Genomic DNA, 15,976 nt, shown 5'->3' on the forward strand with positions numbered 1-15,976 from the left:
ATTGTTCGTATCGATGTTTCGTACCTGTGAACGGGGAACGTCAACATAAGGAAAGAGGTCAAACGATATCCCCGAGCTGCTCTTTTCCAAGTTGGCGGCTGACGAGTTCATCAAGCTGGCGGATTTTTTTCAACGCCAAATCATCGCTGATCGTTCGGTAATGGTGGCGGCCGCCGGGTTCCTCGTCGGCTTCGTCAGCCCATTTGACGATGGCTTGGAGCGGATTTCGTTTCAGCTCGCCTTCCGGAAGGTATGAATCAGTATGCAGCAAAATCGCTAAGGCGATTTCTTTCGCATTTTGCGGATGTTCGCCAAGGTGGATAAGCAATTTATGAGCGCGCTCTGCTCCCTTAATGGCGTGGATGTCATTTTGCTTGTATTGTTCATAATCCCATTGACCGTTTTTGTACCATGTATAATGACCGATGTCATGAAGCAGCGCAGCTTTCGTCGCCAGATCGGGGTTGACTCCGTACCGGAGGGCTAGGTGATAGGCGTAGTATGCTGTGGCGATGGCGTGGGCGAGGCCAGATCGTTTTAAATATTTTTGCGCAATCGGATGGGTAAAGACGTCCGTTAAGGTGACCGTTCTCATGGGCATCCCCTCCGTGTTTTTCTTACCATCATATCATGGCAAGAAGAAGCCAGCAATGGGGGAAAACGGACGAGAGCGGTTGCATGGATGAAAAATAGGCCGGCCGTGTTGAACAATAGTGGTCGACCTATTTCATCCGTGCTTGGCAAGCCAGCCGTTTCGTTGGTTGATTCGTTTTTTCGCGCTCGCGCCGTGTTTTCGGGGCGAGAAAGTGAGCGCCGGCAAGGAGGGTGACAGCACAGCGGCCACACGTTCTTTTTTGCATTTATGATCAAGTGGAATGCCTTGCCAAGGGGCGGCATCAAGAAGGGAAACGCCGGAGGCTGGTTGCACGACAAACCGTTTTCCTTTTTGTTCTACTTGAATAACAGAGGATGCAGCAAGCGGCACATTAGGTTTGGATGATGTAGCAGAAGCAGCTTGCATGGGTGGACGGGCGGTAGGCTTCAGCGAGCCGACAGTAACAGTAAATGTTGGTTTCATTTTTTGGCTTGCAAAAGACGCAGAAAATCGCCGTTTTCCCGCGATAAGAACGCTTCGTTCGCCAACGCCTCTTCCAGTTTTGGAAGCAAAGCGGCCCAACGATCAAAGCGGTGTTCCTCTTCTTCGTAAATATGATGCCAATACAGCCGCTCATGATCATCAGTGGCTTGTTCAATCGTCGGTTCTAAAATGGCTTGAAATTGGCTGAGCGCTTCTTTGGAGCGGCTAAGAATAGCATGGACTTCCGCTAGTGTGTCGTGCAATGAACTCCCTCCCATATCATTGTCTTATATCATCTTTTTCACATGAAAAGCGGGATAAACATCTAATCTATGCTGCTTTCTTGGTTGATATAGAAGGTTGGTGATTGATGGAGAAACGAGGCTTAAAGACAAAGCTTCCCCAATAGAGGAACTTTACAAATATCTCTTTTCATTTCCTATTGAAAACGGCTAGGCGGTAAGGAAACAATCAGTAAAAAATACAGCTTCTTAAGAAGAAATAGAGAATGTACTCAAGCCAAAATATATGGATAAGGAAAAGGGGATGAAAGGCAAAGTTGATAAATAATCAGAATATTTATTATTTACTGTCTGTATAATATTTTTATATAATTTATTATGGATAGACTGTCTATCAACAGGGGGGAGAACTGATGGATAAAGGGGTATCTAAACGGGTTTTAGTCGCGAGTCTCGTCGGCAGTTCAATTGAATGGTTTGACTACTTTCTGTATGGAACGGTCGCAGCACTTGTGTTCAATCAATTGTTTTTTCCAAGTGAAGACCCAACTGTCGGCTTGCTCTTATCATATGCATCATTTGCCCTTTCATTTTTCATTCGCCCGTTAGGTGGCATTGTGTTTAGTCATATTGGCGATAAAATCGGGCGAAAGAAGACGCTTGTTTTGACGTTAAGTCTCATGGGGATCGCCACGGCCGGCATGGGGCTGTTGCCAACGTATGAAACGATCGGCATATGGGCGCCCGTGCTGCTTATTTTGCTTCGCCTCATCCAAGGGATTGGTCTCGGCGGTGAGTGGGGCGGGGCGCTGTTGCTCGCGGTCGAATACGCACCGAAAGAAAAGCGCGGCTTATTCGGCAGCATCCCGCAAATGGGCGTGACGATCGGCTTGCTTCTTGGCACCTTTGTAATGTCGCTCATGACGCTTATGCCGGACGAGACGTTTATGTCATGGGGGTGGCGCATTCCTTTTCTGTTAAGTGCGTTGCTTGTCGTTTTTGGATTGTGGGTGCGCCATGGCATTGATGAAACACCTTCGTTTAAGAAGGTGCAAGCAACCGGACGAGTGGCGAACGTGCCGCTTATTGAGACACTGCGAACTCAATGGAAGGAAGTATTGATCGCAGTCGGCGGCAAAGTGGTTGAAACAGCGCCGTTTTACATTTTTGGAACGTTTATCGTTTCATATGCAACAACGAACTTAGGTTTCTCGAAAACAGCAGCATTGAATGCAGTAACTGTGGCGACAGTCGTGACGACGATTCTGATTCCACTGATGGGTAAATGGTCGGACCGTTACGGCCGCAAGCCGCTTTATATAGCGGGGACGATCGGGATGATCGTTTATGCGTTCCCATATTTTTGGCTTTTGCAACAAAAATCAGTCGCCTTGTTGATGATAGCGACGATCATTGGTCTTGGCATCATTTGGGCACCGATTACGGCCGTGCTCGGCACGATGTTTTCGGAAATTTTCCCGTCCAATGTTCGATACACGGGCATTTCGCTCGGCTACCAAATCGGTGCTGCATTAGCGGGGGGAACGGCGCCTTTGATCGCTACAGCCTTGCTTGCGGCGTACGGGAACTCTTATGTTCCGGTCGCCTTGTACATTATATTCGTATCGCTTGTTTCGCTGATCGCAGTTTGGTCGGTGCGCGACCGCAAACATGAGGAACTTGATGAGGAAGACGGAATCGCGTAACGCGGTTCCGTTTCGTTCTAACGGAGGGAGAATCATGCTTATTTTGTCGGAGAAAGAAATTCAGCGTCTGTATACGATGGAGGATGCTATTTCCGATGTAAAGGAAATGTTGCATCAAAAACAGTCAGGGAATGTGAACACCCCTGAGCGCACAGTGCTTTCTTTTCCGCATGATGACGCTTCGATTTTGTATATGCCTTCTGCGGAGGAGAGAGCGGCGGCGGTGAAAGTGGTGAGCATTTTTCCGCACAATCCCGCTTTAGGAAAACCGACAACCCAAGGAGTTATGATATTCACAGATACGAAAACTGGGGAGCACCGGATGCTTTGCAGTGCCACTTATTTGACGCGGCTGAGAACAGGAGCGCTATCGGCGATTGCTGCCGACTATTTAGCCAAACGAGAGGCATCGCGATTAGCCGTGATCGGAACAGGGGCGATGGCGAGGGAACAAGTAGCCGGCATGCTTGCGGTCAGGGAGATCGAGCATATTTTCTTATACAACCGGACGAGAAGCAAAGCGGAACATTTTGCGTTGGACATGCAGCGAATGAACTCTTGCTGGAACGGAAAAGTGCACATCGTCGATGACGCAAATGAGGCCGTCCGCCAGGCGGACATTGTTGTATGCAGCACGCGCTCGGAGCAACCGGTATTCTCAAGTCGGGCGCTGCAGCCGGGCACGCACGTTAGCGCCATCGGTTCGTATTTGCCGCATATGCGTGAATTGGATGTGGAAACTATCGTTATGGCTGACCGTATTGTTGTTGATACGGTGGAGGGCGCCAAGCATGAGGCAGGAGAACTTATTCAGGCGGCCGAGAGCGGAAAATGGTCTTTTTCCCGAATTGATGCCGAAATCGGGGAACTCGTCACCGGGGAGAAAGCCGGGCGGCAACATGAACAGGAAATCACCTTGTTTAAATCGGTTGGAGCAGCTTTCTATGATTTGGCCGTGGCGATGGGCGTCTATCAAAAGGCGACGGAGCTCGGAGCAGGGCAAGAAATTGAGTTGTAAGGGATGCATATGTTGTTTTGGAGAGAGACAGGCGGTCGTTTTCCGGACGGCTGTCCGTCCATTTTTTGGGCCGTTTCCATCCGCGTCACCTTTGGGCCTAGTCCGGAATAAAACAGAATAAGGAACATTGCCCACTTGATATGAGGCGCGTTTCCGGCGATAATGGAAACAGTGCGTGATGAATGCGCTTGTCAGCATGGAATGAACGAAGAAGGTGACAGAAAGATGGAACGTGCGGAACACATTTATCAAAAACTTGTAGCTATTTGTGGAGAAGAGAATGTTTTGCGCGATGAGCCGATGAAACATCATACATTAGTGCGGATCGGCGGCAAGGCTGATTTTCTCGTTTGGCCGGAAACGTACGAACAAGTCGTTGACGTGCTGCGGCTGAAAGAGGAGTACGAGCTGCCGTTTACGCTTCTTGGCAACGGCTCCAATGTCATTATCCGCGATGGCGGGCTGCGCGGTATTGTTATGCAGCTGAAGCATCTCAATCGCATTTGGCGCGAAGGGAACAACATCATCGCTCAAAGCGGAGCAGATATTAAGGCAGTGTCTCGGTTTGCGCTGGAACAACATCTCACTGGTTTGGAGTTTGCCTGCGGCATCCCGGGATCGGTCGGCGGGGCGATTATGATGAATGCCGGGGCTTACGGTGGAGAAGTGAAAGATGTGCTCGACCATGTGAAAGTGGCGACGCTTACTGGCGAGTTGAAGACGTTGACAAATGAGGAGCTCGAACTCGGATATCGAACGAGCTTGATTAGCCGGACACACGATATTGTGCTTGAAGTCGTGTTTGCACTCCAGCCGGGTGATTATGGACAAATTAAAGCCAAAATGGATGATTTGACGTTTCAACGTGAATCAAAGCAGCCGCTTGAATACCCGTCAGTCGGCAGCGTATTCAAGCGCCCGCCGGGCTATTTTGCCGGCAAGCTTATTCAAGACAGCGGCCTGCAAGGGAAAGGGTTTGGCGGTGCGGAAGTGTCGACCAAGCACGCCGGGTTTATTATTAATAAAAACAATGCAACGGCTGCCGATTACATTGCGACGATCGAAATGGTGCGCAAAACAGTGAAAGAAAAATTCGGCGTTGAACTTGAATTGGAAGTGAAAATTCTCGGCGAAGAGTGACACCTATCCGAACCCGATTGGCGGGTTCGGATTTTTTTATCATGTCGAACTGAGAAGATTCTCTTTTTCATGCGCAGGCATAACTTGCATCATCGAATCGTAGCGGGAGAGTGTTCAAAGTTATCGATGAACTGAAAAAATAGAGTAATAGGAATAGTATTTGGAAAACGGGGGAAGGAAGATGAATCTGTATTTTATCGTTAACCCTGCAGCCAAAAACGGCCGCTCGGCAACAGTATGGGAACGGGTGCAGCATATGCTGGAGCAGGAAGGCTTGTCATATGAAGTGCATTGGACGAAAAAGGCAGGAGACGGAAAACGAATTGCCCGCCTGATTGCTGAGCGAAATGCTGAACCGCTAGTGCTCATTGCTGTTGGTGGGGACGGAACTGTGTATGAAGTCGTCAACGGGGCGTCGTTGTTTCCGCATGTCGTCATCGGCTACATCCCGGCAGGGACAGGAAATGATTTTGCTCGTGGTTTCGGCATGCCACGCCGTCCGGAACAGGCGCTTCAACGGCTGTTGACTGGGAAGGTAGCTAGCGGTGATCTTGGCCGCTTTGTGAGCAGTGATGTACGGGATGGAGTGTTTGTCAATAGCATCGGCTGTGGTTTTGATGCTCACATTGCCCGCGCAGTCAACCGATCCAAATGGAAAGGGCGGCTGAACCGCCTCGGACTCGGTACACTCGTTTATGTGTTTTATTTAGTGAAAGAGCTATTCCGTTATCAACCGACCGATCTCGATATTTGTATTGACGGACAAACCTATTCGTTTCAACAAGCTTGGGTGGCGACCGTATCGAATCATCCATACTATGGTGGCGGGATGCGCATTGCACCGTCAGCCCGGGCCGATGACGGCCTCCTTCACGTGACCGTTGTCAGCCGTCTGACGCGTTGGAAAATTCTTTCAGTATTTCTAACCGTATTTTGGGGCGGGCATGTGCGAATGAAAGAAGTTTCCGTGTTTGCTGGGCGGAACGTGCGCATTCGCCCTGCTGCTCCTGTGCCGGTTCACGCTGATGGAGAGGAGGCAGGGAGAGGAGAGGTGTCAGCTTGGATTGAGTCTGGAGGCTTGAGAGTGATCGGTGCGGAAACTTTGTGAATGATTGGTACGTATGTAAAAAGAAGAAAGGAGGTGTGAGGAAGACGAGTGATGGAGAAGCGGATGGTCATGCTTGATGTCGTATTCTATGTGGTGTTTCCGATCGTTCTCTGGCATGCATTGCGCGGCCCGGTCGGGGAGTACGGGGTGATGTTGATTTGCACCGTGCCGGGAGCGATTTATACGGTTTACCGTTTTTGGTCCATTCGCCGAGTACAATGGTTTGGCACGTTTTTGCTTGTCAATCTCGCAGTTAGTACGCTATTGAACGTATTAGCCGGATCAGCGTTGCAGATGTTATGGAACGACGTATGGTACTCAATTGCTTTGTCCGTCTTTTTTCTAGCGACTGTCGTTGTCAAGCGCCCGTTGATGCTTTATTTTTCGCTTGATTTTGTGGAAATGCAGGGAGCGCCGCGTTCGGTAATGAAAAAGCAATTTTTTGAGCGCGATGTTTTCCCGCTTTTTCAATGGATCACCGTTGGCTTTGCCTTACGCGATGGACTGCTGGCGGCGATTAAGGCGCATTTGATCGTTCGTTATGGCGTCGAAGCGTTTGACCGTGCGATTGTGATTCGCGAAGTCATTGGTTGGGGGATTACGATTCTCTGTATGTTGGGGTTTGTCCGCATCTCGAAGATCCTCTCGAACCGTGACACTCCCCATTATCCGGCATGAATGTAGATGAGAGAACTAAAGCATTGGAGAGAAAAACAGAGGAGAAGGAGGCAGTACTATACATAGATATAGATAAAAAGCTGTGTTCGATGCGTTTGGGAAACAATCGTTGCTTTAACTTTATTTTCTTCTTTGTTTTCTCGCTTTCGTAAGGGATGATTTTGTGCTGGTGTTCGTTTGCTCATTTCAGTGACGTCTTCCTGACAATGCTGGTACAGTGGCGAGCTTTTCTGTACCCGTTTCAGGAGCAGATCGCGCACCTCCATTTTTCGACTCTTCCGTTTCGCTAGTTGTCAGTATCACTTTATTGTCTGTTTCTTCTACTTCAGCTTGTTTTGTCAGCCGTTTTTCCATTTTGGCTTTCAGCTTTTGCTTCGCTTTGTCAATGGTGTACTTCTTTGGAGGGCAAGTTTAGCAAAAAAAGAAACCATGGGGCTCTGTTCGCCGTTTGGCAAGTAACAACTTATTTGGTATAATGGGGGCAAGTTTATTGAAAATGGTGCGTAAGCCACGACTCCTGCCAATCGATTTGGTAGGAGTTTGTTTTTGCTATCAACGCCTAATGAGGCTAAGAAAGCGGGATGGAACGCCCGCTGCCTGTCGTCTTTGCAAGTGGAAAGGAGTATATCGGTGATGACGGAGCGGATTGATGAGGTTATGGAGATTTGCTTACTGGCGGGAAAATTGATGCTCGAAAGCGGTGGAGAGACGTATCGAGTTGAAGATACTATGACGCGTATTGCCGCTTCGTTTGGCATGTCACGCTCCCACGGCTATGTCACACCAACGGCCATCATTTTTTCCATTGAAGGGACGGACTCAACGAGACTGATCCGCATTTCCGATCGTTCGACTGATTTGGCGAAAGTGGCGGTCGTGAACGATATTTCTCGGCGCATCAGCCGCGGCGAATTGACGCTGGAAGAGGCGCGCAAGGAGCTCGAGGAAGTCAGACGCGCCCCAATGAGTTACCCTCTTTGGCAGCAAACCGCCGCTGCAGCGTTAGCGAGTGCCTGTTTTGCGTCATTGATTGGAGGAGGGATGGTTCACTTTTTTCCATCGCTTTTTTCCGGAGGGGTGGCGTTTTGGTGTTTTGAAATGGTGCATCGGTTCGTGAAAATCCGGTTTTTCGCGGAATTTTTTGCTGCTTTTGTTGCAGGAGGTCTCGTATTGTTAATGGTACAGGCCGGATTTGGAGGGGATATCGGGAAAATGATCATCGGCTCTGTGCTGCCACTTGTTCCAGGGTTGGCCATTACGAACGCGGTGCGTGACTTAATGGCCGGCCATCTCATCGCCGGGTTGTCTCGCGGGGCCGAAGCGTTTTTGACGGCGTTTGCGATTGGCACCGGCATCGCCTTTGTTTTATCCATTCGATGATGTGATGGGAGTATAGATCATGGTCGTTATGCAGCTGCTACTTAGCTTTTTTGCGTCGATGTTGTTTGGCATCATTTTTAATATTCCGCCGCAGCTATTGCTGCATAGCGGGTTTGTTGGGATGAGCGGATGGACGGTCTATATGTTGACCGTACGTTCGGGCGTAGACAGTGTGATTGCAACGTTTATGGCTGCGTTTTTCGTTGCCTTTTTAAGCAATGCGTTTGCCCGGCGCTATCGAGCGCCGGCGACCATTTTTATCGTTCCCGGCATTCTTCCGCTCGTGCCAGGTGGAACGGCATTTGAGGCGATGCGCCATGTCGTCATCAACGACTATAATGCGGCGATTCCGTTGGCGGTGAAGGCATTCATGATTTCCGGTGCGATTGCGATGGGGCTCATTTTTTCCGAGGTCGTCAACCAATTGGTGAAGCGTCGCCATTAATTATTTTTCTGAATCACTTGCCTATCGTTATATTTGCTTGTTTGAATATTATAATCTAAGTATAATTATGCTTTCATGTGGATTGGAAAGAGCGGGGGAGAGGAATGAAAGAAATCATTGGGCAGATGAAAGCGGAGCTATGGAGTATTTTTGACTATCTTCATCGTCATCCGGAAATTAGTTGGGAAGAATGGGGAACAACGGAATTTGTTCGCCGGGAGTTGGAACGCGAAGGGTATCGGGTGTGGACGTTTGCCGATTGTCCGGGCGTGGTGGCAGAAATCGGCGATGGGCCGTTTATGGTTGGCGTGCGCAGTGATATGGATGCTCTTTGGCAAGAGGTAAACGGTGTTTGGCAGCCGAATCATGCGTGCGGACATGACGCCCATATGACGATCGTGTTGGGGGTGGCGAAGCTGCTTCGCCGCATCGGCTATGAGCCGCCGGGGACGCTTCGGTTTTTGTTCCAGCCAGCTGAAGAGAAAGGTACAGGGGCGTTGAAGCTGATTGAAAAGGGAGCGGTCGATGGAATGTCGTTTTTGTACGGCGTTCATTTGCGACCGGTTCAAGAAGTCAAGAGCGGGTATGCGACACCGGCAATCATTCACGGGGCAGCCCAATGCATCGAAGGGCGGATTCGCGGTATGGCAGCGCACGCGGCGCGGCCTCATTTAGGTGTGAATGTCATTGAAGTCGGCAGTGCCATCGTGCAGGAGCTCGGCAAAATCCATGTTGACCCACAAGTACCAGCAACGATCAAAATGACGAGGTTTCATGCGGGGGAAAAAGATGTGAACACGATTCCAGATTACGCTGAGTTCTCCTTGGACTTGCGAGCGCAGACGAACGAGGCGATGGAGCAGCTCGTCGAAAGGTTGCGCCGTGTGGTCAACGGAGTCGCTGCTATTTACGGGGCTGAGATTGAGCTTGATGAACGGACGCGAATCGTCGCCGCCAACCCTGACTTGGATGCCAAGAGGCTCATGGAAGAGGCGATCATCGCTGTTCTAGGGGAGGAGAAATGTATTCCGCCAGTCATCACATCCGGCGGGGAAGATTTCCATTTTTACGCATTTAAAAAACCGGAGTTGAAAACGACGATGCTCGGGTTAGGCTGCGACTTACGCCCGGGGCTTCACCACCCGCAGATGACATTCCAACGTGACGATTTACTTTCCGGCATTGAGATTTTGGCGCGGACGGTCATCAATACGTTTGCGCTACAAGGAGAGAAAGAACGTGTCTCTATCACTGCAAATCATTGAAACGATAGAGCAACTAAAAGAAATGGCTGAGCTGGAAGCGGACATTTGGGGGACGACGCCGATCCCGCTTCATCAAACGTTGACAGTGGCAAAAAACGGTGGCATTGTGATCGGGGCGTACGTGGACGGGAAGCTTGTCGGCTTTGTCTACAGTTTCCCGGGAATGCAAAACGGGGAAGTATATCTTTGTTCGCATATGATGGGAATTGCGGCCTCATTTCGCGACCAAGGCATCGGCTATCGTTTGAAAATGAGGCAGGCGGAAGAAGCGCGGCGGCTCGGCTATCGGAGCATCCGTTGGACGTACGATCCATTGCAAAGCCGCAACGGCTATTTAAACTTGGTGAAGCTTGGGGCCGTTGGCATCGAGTATGTGGAAAATTGTTACGGGGAGATGGACGATGCGCTGAATGGCCAGCTGCCGTCCGACCGTTTCATTGTCGAATGGCGGCTTGATGAACGTCCGAATAGAACGTGGAACCCGGCCAAGGGACTAGTGGTGCTTGAGGCAGAGGCAACGACTGACGGCCTGTGGCGGCCAGTGCTGAAGGACATTGATGAAACAGCAACGCCATTCTTGCTGACTGCTATTCCGCTTGATTTTTCGCAACTAAAGGAGCGGAGTCTTTCATTAGCGCTTGAGTGGCGCCTAGCGACACGCTCCTTGTTTGCCCGGTTGCTCGCTGAAGGCTGGGTTGCTATTCATGCCATGCGCGGCGAAGGGGAACCGGTTATGCACTACATATGGGGACGCCGGAATAAGTGGTTAGGGGAAAAGGGGGAAAGTAATGAGGCTTGAAATTGATTACATCATTTTACGTTACTTGCAAATGGAGCTGAAAGCACCGTTTACGACCAGTTTTGGTACGTTTCAAACAAAAGAATTTATTTTAGTGGAAGCAGTCGACAGCAACGGTGTCTCAGGATGGGGCGAATCGGTGGCATTTTCCGCTCCGTGGTATAGTGAGGAAACGGTAAAAACGAACTGGCATATGCTTGAGGATTTTCTTATCCCACTGGCATTTGCCGAGCCGATCGATCATCCGAGTGAACTATCAAAACGGTTTGGGGCGATCCGCCAAAACCATATGGCGAAAGCCGCGCTCGAAGGTGCGGTATGGGATTTGTACGCCAAGCGGCTTGGCGTTCCGCTTTATCAGGCATTGGGTGGAACGAAAAGGGAAATTGAAGTTGGTGTCAGCATCGGCATTCAGCCGACGATAGATGAGTTGCTTCGGGTTATTGAACGGTATGTAACCCAAGGATATCGGCGAATGAAGGTGAAAATCAAGCCGGGCTGGGACGTTGAGGTCATTCGTGAAGTGCGGCGTGTGTTTCCAGACGTGCCGCTCATGGCAGATGCCAATTCAGCGTACACACTTGCTGATGTGGAGCGGCTGAAAGCACTCGATGAATTCGGACTGATGATGATCGAACAACCGCTTGCGGCTGACGATCTCGTTGATCATGCCCAGCTGCAGCCGCTTCTGAAGACGCCGATTTGCCTTGATGAAAGTATCCGCTCATTCGACGATGCGCGCAAGGCGCTTCATCTTGGCAGTTGTCGCATCATCAATATGAAAATTGGACGCATCGGCGGACTGCAGGAGGCAAAACACATTCATGATCTTTGCCGTGAGCACGGCGTTCCGGTTTGGTGCGGTGGCATGTTGGAAGCGGGCGTTGGGCGCGCTCACAATATCGCCATTACGACTTTGGAAAACTTCACCCTTCCCGGCGACACAGCGGCATCTTCCCATTACTGGGAGCGGGATATTATTGTTCCGGAGGTCGAAGTGCATAACGGCTTGATTCGCGTACCGGACGCCCCGGGTATCGGTTATGAAGTCGACCGCCGCCAAGTCGAGCGGTACACGCAATTTGCCAAAGTATATCGCCGTTCGCTGCCGGCATAAAGAAGGAGGCTGACCCTAAAAACCGCTTCTCCTTAAACGGAAAGTATTGATACAAGAAGGATGTCTTGCCGCTTGCAGGACATCCTTGCTCGTTGTTCATTATGCTGAACGGATGCTTCGGACTAAGAGATGCGGCGAACCGTTTGCTGTTTCAGAAGATGTGTCCAAAAAAATAGGGAAACCAGCGGCCATGCCGGCTTCCCTGTTTTGTTACACGCGCCCGATTCCAGTATTTGCTTTGACGAGGATTTCGGTAAATTTTTTTTCGTCTGCTTTTTTCGCTGAAACGAGTGTGCCGATGATAGCGCCGATAAAACCGAGCGGAATGGAAATAATGCCCGGATTGGAAAGTTTAAAGAGCGGCTCGCCGACAAAAATGGCAGCTCCCGGTTCCGGTGACCAGACGTTCGGGCTGAAGAAGACAAGCAACAGGGCGCTAATCAAGCCAACGAGCATTCCGGTAATCGCTCCTGTCGTATTAAAGCGGCGCCAGAAGATCGTAAAGACGATCGTCGGCAAGTTGGCGCTTGCGGCGACGGCAAATGCGAGTGACACAAGGAAGGCGACGTTCATTTTTTGAGCAAAGAGCGCTAACAAAATCGACAATACTGAGACGCCGATCGATGCCCAGCGGGCGGCAAGCATTTGTTCTTTTTCCGTCGCTTGGCCGCGCCGGATGATGTGGCTGTAAAAGTCATGAGCGAATGCGGAAGCAGCTGACAAAACAAGACCGGCGACAACAGCCAAAATCGTCGCAAAAGCAACAGCGGCAACAAAAGCGAATAAGAAATCTCCGCCAAGCGCCTCAGCTAACAGCGGAGCCGCCATATTGCCGGCAGGGTCAGCGGCGATGATTTTGTCATGACCAACGAACGCGGCGGCGCCAAACCCTAAAAAGATAGTTAATACATAAAAAATACCGATGATCCATGTCGCATAAACGACTGATTTACGCGCAGTCGGCGCATCTTTGACAGTGAAGAAGCGGATCAAAATGTGCGGGAGCCCAGCTGTTCCTAAAACGAGTGCTAGGTTTAGCGAGATCGTGTCCAGTGGATTTTTAAACTTGTTGCCTGGGGTTAAAAATGCATCGCCAAGCGGTGTTGCTGTTTTTAACTGATGGAACATTTTAGCGATGCTGAAGTCGAATTTTCCAAAGACGATTAAGGAAATGATAAATGTACCGATCATCAACAGGACCGCTTTGATGATCTGCACCCAGCTTGTCGCTGTCATGCCGCCGAACACGACATACACGGTCATTAAAATACCGACGATCAAGACAGAATAAATGTAATCGATCCCGAGTAGGAGCTTAATAAGGCCGCCGGCCCCGACAAGCTGTGCGATCATATAAAAAGTTGAGATGGCGATCGTATTCAAAGCGGCGACACCGCGCACTTTTTTATCGTCAAAACGAGCGGCGATCATATCGGCCATCGTGTACTTGCCAAGGTTGCGAAGGGGTTCAGCGACGATATATAAGACGACAAGATAGGCGACAAGGAATCCGATGCTGTAAAAGAAGCCGTCAAACCCGGCTAGGGCGATCATGCCAGCAATGCCTAAAAAGGAAGCGGCAGACATATAGTCGCCAGCGATGGCGAGCCCATTTTGCCAGCCGGTCAAGCTGCTGTCAGCGGTGTAAAATTCGCTTGTCGTTTTCGTTCGTTTCGAAGCATAGTACGTAATGACAAGCGTCAAGGCGACGATGACAAGGAAGAGGAAAAAGGCTAATCCGTTCATTAGACGTTTCCTCCTTCCTTCGCTTCTTGCTTCATTTGTTCGACGATTTCGTCAAACTTGGCGGCCCGTTTCGAATAAAGGATGCATAAAGCCCAAGTCATCACAAATTGTGCGAAAGCAAACAGCCAAGCCCAACTAACCGGTCCAATTGCTGGCGCATTAAGCACGTTTGAGTATGACGTTAATATCGGAAGGGTGAAGTAAAAGGCGAAGAAAAAGATCGTCGCTGGAATAATGAAGGCTTTTTTCTCTTGAATGAGCCCACGAAACATAGCGGATTGGGCGAGCGCTTCATAATCGACACCTGGCCATTCGGCAAAGGATTGTTTTTTCACTGCCATATAAATCCCTCCTTATCTTAATTGAAGCGTTTTCAAAAAAGGGAACAACATAATACGGGATAGAAGCAGCGGATCCCCCTTTCTTGTCACAAATTTGTCACACAATTAATTATATATTTATCTGAAAAGTTTGTAAATTGATTTTTTTGTTATTGCTGTAAATATTTTTTTGCTTTATCGCATAAAACGAAAAAAATATTTTGCTGTTTTTCTTATTTTCGCACTTTACAAAAAAACAAGGATCATGTAGAATGCTAACTGTGTTCATCGGTTAAATTCGACATTTTTCTACAAAAAGCGACAAGGAGAGACATTTGATGAATTTGTTTCGTAAAAAACCGATTCAGGCGCTTTTAAACGAATCGGGGGTGAAAGGAGCCTCGCTGCGGAAAGAATTAAGTGCATTCGACTTAACGATGCTTGGCATCGGTGCCATTATCGGGACAGGCATTTTCGTCCTGACCGGGGTGGCAGCGGCGGAGCATGCCGGTCCAGCGCTCGTTCTTTCGTTTGCTTTATCTGCGTTGGCGTGCGTCTTCGCAGCGCTTTGTTACGCAGAATTTGCTTCGACCGTACCGGTTTCGGGAAGTGCGTACACATATAGTTATGCTGCGTTCGGTGAACTGATCGCCTGGATTTTAGGCTGGGATTTGATTTTAGAGTACGGAGTTGCTTCATCGGCAGTCGCCGCCGGGTGGTCCGGCTATTTCCAAGGGTTGCTTGCCGGGTTTGGCATTGAGTTGCCGAAGGCACTCACGAGCGCATATGACCCGGAGAAAGGGACAATCATCGATTTGCCGGCCATTTTCATTGTTTTGTTCATTACGATTTTATTGAACATGGGCGCGAAAAAATCGGCCCGCTTCAATGCGATTATCGTTTTCGTAAAAGTGGCTGTCATCTTGCTTTTCTTGGCGGTCGGTGTTTGGTATGTTAAGCCAGAAAACTGGACGCCGTTTATGCCGTATGGGTTTGCAGGCGTTGCGACCGGAGCCGCGACGGTGTTTTTCGCTTATATCGGGTTTGATGCGGTGTCAACAGCGGCGGAAGAAGTGCGCAATCCACAGCGCAATATGCCAATTGGCATCATCGTCTCATTGCTTGTTTGCACGTTATTGTATATCGCCGTTTCGCTCGTGTTGACAGGCATCGTTCCATACGACCAATTGAACGTGAAAAACCCGGTGGCGTTCGCATTAAGCTACATCCAGCAAGACTGGGTCGCTGGCTTTATTTCGCTCGGAGCGATTGCTGGCATTACGACGGTGTTGCTCGTCATGCTTTACGGGCAGACGCGCCTCTTTTATGCGATCAGTCGCGACGGCTTATTGCCAAAAGTATTTGCCCGCATTAGCCCGACCCGCCAAATACCGTATGTTAACACATGGCTGACAGGTGCAGCTGTTTCGGTATTTGCCGGTGTCATCCCGTTGAACAAACTGGCGGAACTGACGAACATTGGAACGCTCTTTGCCTTTATTACTGTTTCAATTGGTGTTCTCGTTTTGCGCAAAACACAGCCAGACTTAAAGCGGGCGTTCCGTGTTCCGTTCGTGCCGTTCGTCCCGATTTTAGCGGTCTTGTTCTGCGGCTACTTAGTTCTTCAGCTCCCAGCAACGACATGGATCGGTTTTGTTTCCTGGTTGTTAATCGGCTTGGTGATTTACTTTGCTTACGGGCGTAAGCATAGCGTGCTCAATGAAACGGCTGAGAGCGAAGAAAAAGTTGGCTGATTGGCCAAATAAAAAAGCAAGGGCTTTTCTGAACAGATGTTCGGAAAAGCCCCTTTTTTGTTCGCTTAGAGGATGAATGGCAGCGAAATTGTGTGTTCCATAAATAGGAAGTCTAGGGGTGGAAAGGGGGAAACCAGCCGTTTGACAAGAGGGAGGCTCATAAACAAGGTTCACGATTCA

At 49.6% G+C, this 15,976-nt stretch carries 17 protein-coding genes; 11 read left to right on the forward strand and 6 right to left on the reverse strand.

Annotated features, from left to right (window positions below):
* Nucleotides 1-58: 58 nt before the first annotated feature.
* The 3 genes from IC804_RS14430 to IC804_RS14440 form a co-directional block, all read right to left on the reverse strand.
* Complete coding sequence (locus tag IC804_RS14430; protein ID WP_060475689.1) at nucleotides 59-595, reverse strand: HD domain-containing protein; 537 nt, start codon at nucleotides 593-595, stop codon at nucleotides 59-61.
* A 127-nt stretch (nucleotides 596-722) separates the two neighbouring features.
* Complete coding sequence (locus IC804_RS18730) at nucleotides 723-860, reverse strand: 2Fe-2S iron-sulfur cluster-binding protein (protein ID WP_223812826.1); 138 nt, start codon at nucleotides 858-860, stop codon at nucleotides 723-725.
* A gap of 214 nt (nucleotides 861-1,074) precedes the next feature.
* Nucleotides 1,075-1,341, reverse strand: a complete 267-nt coding sequence (locus IC804_RS14440; protein WP_008878876.1) for an IMEF encapsulin system ferritin-like cargo protein — start codon at nucleotides 1,339-1,341, stop codon at nucleotides 1,075-1,077.
* A 392-nt stretch (nucleotides 1,342-1,733) separates the two neighbouring features.
* On the opposite strand from IC804_RS14440, the gene IC804_RS14445 reads away from it, so the two are divergent.
* From IC804_RS14445 to IC804_RS14465, 5 genes are all read left to right on the forward strand, one after another.
* Entirely contained in the window at nucleotides 1,734-3,026 is a 1,293-nt protein-coding gene (locus IC804_RS14445; RefSeq protein ID WP_011887010.1) for an MFS transporter, read from the forward strand.
* A 34-nt stretch (nucleotides 3,027-3,060) separates the two neighbouring features.
* The gene (locus tag IC804_RS14450; protein ID WP_008878873.1) at nucleotides 3,061-4,044 is read left to right on the forward strand and encodes an ornithine cyclodeaminase family protein; all 984 of its coding nucleotides are present in this window, start codon (nucleotides 3,061-3,063) and stop codon (nucleotides 4,042-4,044) included.
* Between the two features lie 225 nt (nucleotides 4,045-4,269).
* Nucleotides 4,270-5,184 carry a UDP-N-acetylmuramate dehydrogenase gene (murB, locus tag IC804_RS14455; RefSeq protein ID WP_008878872.1) on the forward strand — a complete coding sequence of 305 codons (915 nt, stop codon included), beginning with the start codon at nucleotides 4,270-4,272 and terminating at the stop codon, nucleotides 5,182-5,184.
* Nucleotides 5,185-5,365: 181 nt separating this feature from the next.
* Nucleotides 5,366-6,292, forward strand: a complete 927-nt coding sequence (locus tag IC804_RS14460) for a diacylglycerol/lipid kinase family protein (RefSeq protein ID WP_081157185.1) — start codon at nucleotides 5,366-5,368, stop codon at nucleotides 6,290-6,292.
* A 51-nt stretch (nucleotides 6,293-6,343) separates the two neighbouring features.
* Complete coding sequence (locus IC804_RS14465; RefSeq protein WP_081157184.1) at nucleotides 6,344-6,970, forward strand: VC0807 family protein; 627 nt, start codon at nucleotides 6,344-6,346, stop codon at nucleotides 6,968-6,970.
* A gap of 186 nt (nucleotides 6,971-7,156) precedes the next feature.
* Here the strand turns inward: IC804_RS14465 and IC804_RS14470 are convergent, their stop codons facing one another.
* The gene (locus tag IC804_RS14470; RefSeq protein WP_155121004.1) at nucleotides 7,157-7,324 is read right to left on the reverse strand and encodes a hypothetical protein; all 168 of its coding nucleotides are present in this window, start codon (nucleotides 7,322-7,324) and stop codon (nucleotides 7,157-7,159) included.
* A 279-nt stretch (nucleotides 7,325-7,603) separates the two neighbouring features.
* Here IC804_RS14470 and IC804_RS14475 point away from each other — a divergent pair, with 279 nt between their 5' ends.
* The 5 genes from IC804_RS14475 to menC all read left to right on the forward strand — a co-directional run bounded on the left by IC804_RS14475 (nucleotide 7,604) and on the right by menC (nucleotide 11,976).
* Nucleotides 7,604-8,350, forward strand: coding sequence for a threonine/serine exporter family protein (locus tag IC804_RS14475; protein ID WP_008878868.1), 747 nt, complete (start codon nucleotides 7,604-7,606; stop codon nucleotides 8,348-8,350).
* A 19-nt stretch (nucleotides 8,351-8,369) separates the two neighbouring features.
* A complete protein-coding gene (locus tag IC804_RS14480; protein WP_008878867.1) occupies nucleotides 8,370-8,795 on the forward strand; it encodes a threonine/serine exporter family protein in 426 nt (141 codons plus the stop codon).
* 104 nt (nucleotides 8,796-8,899) lie between these two features.
* Nucleotides 8,900-10,060, forward strand: coding sequence for a M20 peptidase aminoacylase family protein (locus IC804_RS14485; protein ID WP_008878866.1), 1,161 nt, complete (start codon nucleotides 8,900-8,902; stop codon nucleotides 10,058-10,060).
* On the forward strand, nucleotides 10,035-10,859 hold the full coding sequence (locus tag IC804_RS14490) for a GNAT family N-acetyltransferase (protein ID WP_008878865.1): 825 nt from the start codon (nucleotides 10,035-10,037) through the stop codon (nucleotides 10,857-10,859). The genes IC804_RS14485 and IC804_RS14490 overlap by 26 nt, the downstream gene beginning before the upstream one ends.
* On the forward strand, nucleotides 10,849-11,976 hold the full coding sequence (gene menC / locus IC804_RS14495; RefSeq protein ID WP_060475692.1) for an o-succinylbenzoate synthase: 1,128 nt from the start codon (nucleotides 10,849-10,851) through the stop codon (nucleotides 11,974-11,976). The genes IC804_RS14490 and menC overlap by 11 nt, the downstream gene beginning before the upstream one ends.
* Nucleotides 11,977-12,186: 210 nt before the next feature.
* Here the strand turns inward: menC and IC804_RS14500 are convergent, their stop codons facing one another.
* Together IC804_RS14500 and IC804_RS14505 are read right to left on the reverse strand one after the other, a co-directional pair.
* Complete coding sequence (locus tag IC804_RS14500; protein WP_011887018.1) at nucleotides 12,187-13,722, reverse strand: solute symporter family protein; 1,536 nt, start codon at nucleotides 13,720-13,722, stop codon at nucleotides 12,187-12,189.
* Entirely contained in the window at nucleotides 13,722-14,063 is a 342-nt protein-coding gene (locus IC804_RS14505; RefSeq protein WP_081157183.1) for a DUF485 domain-containing protein, read from the reverse strand. Before IC804_RS14505 ends, IC804_RS14500 begins: the two co-directional genes overlap by 1 nt.
* Nucleotides 14,064-14,380: 317 nt before the next feature.
* On the opposite strand from IC804_RS14505, the gene IC804_RS14510 reads away from it, so the two are divergent.
* Nucleotides 14,381-15,796: a branched-chain amino acid transporter BcaP gene (locus tag IC804_RS14510; RefSeq protein WP_060475694.1), complete on the forward strand. Its 1,416-nt coding sequence runs from the start codon at nucleotides 14,381-14,383 to the stop codon at nucleotides 15,794-15,796.
* Nucleotides 15,797-15,976 lie beyond the last annotated feature (180 nt).

It is taken from the genome of Geobacillus sp. 47C-IIb, from assembly GCF_014679705.1.
Classification (GTDB): Bacteria; Bacillota; Bacilli; order Bacillales; family Anoxybacillaceae; genus Geobacillus; species Geobacillus thermodenitrificans.

Excerpts from the sequence above, each read along its gene's own strand:
- IC804_RS14430 (WP_060475689.1), bottom strand. The coding sequence starts at position 595 with ATGAGAACGGTCACCTTAACGGACGTCTTTACCCATCCGATTGCGCAA.
- IC804_RS18730 (WP_223812826.1), bottom strand. The coding sequence starts at position 860 with ATGCAAAAAAGAACGTGTGGCCGCTGTGCTGTCACCCTCCTTGCCGGC.
- IC804_RS14445 (WP_011887010.1), top strand. The coding sequence starts at position 1,734 with ATGGATAAAGGGGTATCTAAACGGGTTTTAGTCGCGAGTCTCGTCGGC.
- IC804_RS14450 (WP_008878873.1), top strand. The coding sequence starts at position 3,061 with ATGCTTATTTTGTCGGAGAAAGAAATTCAGCGTCTGTATACGATGGAG.
- murB (WP_008878872.1), top strand. The coding sequence starts at position 4,270 with ATGGAACGTGCGGAACACATTTATCAAAAACTTGTAGCTATTTGTGGA.
- IC804_RS14460 (WP_081157185.1), top strand. The coding sequence starts at position 5,366 with ATGAATCTGTATTTTATCGTTAACCCTGCAGCCAAAAACGGCCGCTCG.
- IC804_RS14465 (WP_081157184.1), top strand. The coding sequence starts at position 6,344 with ATGGAGAAGCGGATGGTCATGCTTGATGTCGTATTCTATGTGGTGTTT.
- IC804_RS14470 (WP_155121004.1), bottom strand. The coding sequence starts at position 7,324 with ATGGAAAAACGGCTGACAAAACAAGCTGAAGTAGAAGAAACAGACAAT.
- IC804_RS14475 (WP_008878868.1), top strand. The coding sequence starts at position 7,604 with ATGACGGAGCGGATTGATGAGGTTATGGAGATTTGCTTACTGGCGGGA.
- IC804_RS14480 (WP_008878867.1), top strand. The coding sequence starts at position 8,370 with ATGGTCGTTATGCAGCTGCTACTTAGCTTTTTTGCGTCGATGTTGTTT.
- IC804_RS14485 (WP_008878866.1), top strand. The coding sequence starts at position 8,900 with ATGAAAGAAATCATTGGGCAGATGAAAGCGGAGCTATGGAGTATTTTT.
- menC (WP_060475692.1), top strand. The coding sequence starts at position 10,849 with ATGAGGCTTGAAATTGATTACATCATTTTACGTTACTTGCAAATGGAG.
- IC804_RS14500 (WP_011887018.1), bottom strand. The coding sequence starts at position 13,722 with ATGAACGGATTAGCCTTTTTCCTCTTCCTTGTCATCGTCGCCTTGACG.
- IC804_RS14505 (WP_081157183.1), bottom strand. The coding sequence starts at position 14,063 with ATGGCAGTGAAAAAACAATCCTTTGCCGAATGGCCAGGTGTCGATTAT.
- IC804_RS14510 (WP_060475694.1), top strand. The coding sequence starts at position 14,381 with ATGAATTTGTTTCGTAAAAAACCGATTCAGGCGCTTTTAAACGAATCG.